The 2,952-nt window shown below is 72.9% G+C and carries 2 protein-coding genes and 2 pseudogenes; 1 reads left to right on the top strand and 3 read right to left on the bottom strand.

Annotated elements, in window-relative coordinates:
- The first annotated feature begins 147 nt into the window (after positions 1–147).
- Entirely contained in the window at positions 148–912 is a 765-nt protein-coding gene (locus SSBG_RS02980) for an MFS transporter (protein WP_234010324.1), read from the top strand.
- A 216-nt stretch (positions 913–1,128) separates the two neighbouring features.
- On the opposite strand, the pseudogene SSBG_RS30585 reads toward SSBG_RS02980, so the two are convergent.
- The 3 genes and pseudogenes from SSBG_RS30585 to fdhD all read right to left on the bottom strand — a co-directional run.
- Positions 1,129–1,326: pseudogene (locus SSBG_RS30585) on the bottom strand (formate dehydrogenase accessory sulfurtransferase FdhD); the annotation flags it as partial.
- Positions 1,327–1,338: 12 nt separating this feature from the next.
- Positions 1,339–2,147 (bottom strand): IS5 family transposase gene (locus tag SSBG_RS32035; protein WP_106429290.1). Its coding sequence is split into 2 segments (ribosomal slippage): positions 1,339–1,799 and positions 1,799–2,147, totalling 810 coding nucleotides; the frame shifts between segments, so codons are not numbered across the junction.
- A gap of 24 nt (positions 2,148–2,171) precedes the next feature.
- Positions 2,172–2,831, bottom strand: a pseudogene (gene fdhD, locus SSBG_RS02965) (formate dehydrogenase accessory sulfurtransferase FdhD); the annotation flags it as partial.
- Positions 2,832–2,952: the final 121 nt, after the last annotated feature.

Here is a 2,952-nt window from a genome sequence, read left to right as displayed (position 1 = left end):
CCGGTACGCGACCCGCCCCGTCGTCATCGCGGGCATGACGCTCGTGCTGGCGGGGGTCGGGGTCGTGGCGCTCGGCACGGGGATGTCCGCGGCGCTCCTCGTGGCCTGCGGCCTCCTGCTCATCGGCGCGGGGTGGGGCTCTCGGAGGTGGCCAGCAACGTCGCGGGCGTCCATGTCGAACGGCAGCTCAGGCGCCCGGTCCTGCCCGCGATGCACGGCTGCTACAGCCTCGGCACGGTGGTGGGCGCGGGGCTCGGCGTGGCCGGTGCGGCGGTCGGCTTCCCCGTGCCCTGGCACCTGGCCCTCGTCCTGCTCCTCGTGCTCGCCCTCTTCGCGTACGCGATCCCGGGCCTGCGGCCCGGCATCGGCGCCTCGCGCGCGGACGATGCAGGGGCGGCGCGGGAACGGCGCCTGTACCTCGACCCGCGACTGCTCCTGATCGGCGGCGTCGTCTTCGGCATGACCCTGGCCGAGGGTGCCGCGACGGACTGGCTCCCGCTCCTCATGGTCGACGGCCACGACATGCCCGCCGGGCTCGGCTCGCTCGTGTACACGGGTTTCGCGGCGACGATGGCGGCGGGCCGCTTCGCCGGGGGCCCGGTGGTCACGCGCTTCGGCCGGGCGAAGGTCCTGGGCGCCGGAGCACTCCTCACGGCGGTGGGCATCGCCCTGGTCTCCTTCGTGGACAACCCGGCGACGGCGGGCTGCGCGGTCCTCCTGTGGGGCCTCGGCACCTCCCTGGGCTTCCCGCTGGCCCTCTCGGCGGCGGGCGCATCGGGCCCGGACACGGCGGCCCGCGTCGCGCTCACCTCCCGCATCGGCTACGTGGCCCTCCTGGCGGGCCCCCGTGCCTCGGCTTCCTCGGCGACCACGAGGGCCTGCGAACGGCGATGCTCCCGGTCCTGGCCCTGATGCTCCTCGCGGCAGCGATCTCCCCGGCAACGGCACCGCGCGCGGACCGCCCGGCCCCCGGGGCGACGGTCCCGTCACCCCGCCCCCAGCCGAAGCCCTCGCGCGAGAAGGACCGCCGGGGCGCGGGCTGACGGGGAGCTTCCTACGGCCCGGGGCACGGGCCGGCGGCGCCTTCGTACGGCCCGGGGCACGCGGTCCCGACCGCCGGGGCGGCGGTCACACCTCCGCCCCCTCCAGCACCAGCCTCTCCTGGCCCGCGTACACGTTCATCGACTCGCCCCGCAGGAAGCCGACCAGGGTCATGCCCGTCTCCGCCGCCAGGTCCACCGCCAGGGAGGACGGGGCCGAGACCGCCGCCAGGACCGGGATGCCCGCCATCGCCGCCTTCTGGGCCAGCTCGAAGGAGGCGCGGCCTAAGAAGTCATCTCATTTGGTGAGTCTGCGGTAGCAGATGAGGGTGCAGGCGATGCTGGTGAAGGCGAGGAAGTGGTCGGCTTTGCGTTCGTAGCGTCGGTGGAGTCGTCGGCAGCCGGCGAGCCAGGACATGGTGCGTTCGATGGTCCAGCGGTGTCGGCCGAGTCGCTGCGAGGTCTCGACGCCTTTGCGGGCGATGCGATGCCGGATTCCGCGTCCGGACAGCCATTGCCGCAGGTGGCGGTAGTCGTATCCCTTGTCGGCGTGGAGCTTTCCGGGTCGGCGTCGACGGGGGCCCCGGCGGGAGCTGATAGGCGGTATGCCCTTCACGAGCGGGATAAGGGCTTGGCTGTCGTGGACGTTGGCACCGGAGATTGCGACGGATATGGGCAGACCGGTCCGCTCGGTGATCAGGTGGATCTTCGACCCGTACTTGCCCCGGTCGACAGGATTCGGACCTGTCAGGTCCCCCTTTTCAAGGCCCGCATGTTCACCGAGTCGATCGCGCACCGCGACCAGTCCAGCTCCCCGCGCGTACCGAGCTCGTCGAGGACCAGGCGGTGGAGCTTGGCCCACACCCTGGCCTTCGACCACTCCGAGAACCGCCGGTGGGCAGTCGCTCCGGACGGGCCGAACGACGCCGAAGGCAGCTGCTGCCAGGTACAACCCGACGTGGCCACGAAGACGATCGCGGCCAGCACTTCCCGGTCACCGTGCCGACGCCGACCACCACCCTGCGGCCGCGACGGCGCCTCAGGCACCACCCGCTGGAACAACTGCCACAATTCGTCCGGCACCAGCCGCTCAACAAGCCCCACCATGACTCATAGACTACCGAGTCACCCAAATGAGATGGCTTCTAAGACCAGGAGGACCGCGCGGGAGAGGGGGAGGCGGGCGTCGGTGAGGGCGCGGCCCACGAGTTTGTCGACCGCGTTGTGGCGGCCCACGTCCTCGCGGATGTCGGGGAGTTCGCCGGTCTCGGAGAAGAGCGCCGCCGCGTGGAGGCCCCCCGTGCGGTCGAAGACGCGCTGCGCCGCGCGGAGCCGGTCGGGGAGGGCGGACAGGAGCGCGGGGGCCAGGCGCGGCGGCGGGGTGTCGGCGAGGGGGAAGCGGGTCGTCGTACGGACCGCGTCCAGGCTCGCCTTCCCGCACAGGCCGCACGAGGAGGACGTGTAGACGTTCCGCTCCAGCGTGAAATCGGGGAGGGGCACGCCCTCGGCGAGCTGGACGTCCACCACGTTGTACGTGTTCGAGCCGTCGTCGGTCGCCCCGGCGCAGTACACGATCGACCGCACGTCCTCGGCGGAGGCGAGGACGCCCTCGCTCACGAGGAAACCGGCGGCGAGCGCGAAGTCGTCGCCGGGGGTGCGCATCGTGATGGCCAGAGGTTTTCCCGCGAGCCGGATTTCGAGGGGTTCCTCGGCGACGAGCGTGTCCGGGCGCGCCGAGACCACGCCCGCCCGTACGCGGGTGACCCGCCGCCGTTCCGTCACGCGTCCCATGGGCGGCCGCCCTTTCCCGTCCGTACCGGTCAGTCGTGGTGCCCGCCCGCCCGGCGAGGGCGGCGGCACGCGGGTACGAGCCTGCCACGGCCGCCGGGACGGCGGTACGGGGAGGGGGCCG

Source organism: Streptomyces sp. SPB074 (genome assembly GCF_000154905.1).
Classification (GTDB): domain Bacteria; phylum Actinomycetota; class Actinomycetes; order Streptomycetales; family Streptomycetaceae; genus Streptomyces.
Note: the sequence above shows the minus strand (reverse complement) of the source record. Positions and strands in the feature narration are given on the sequence as shown.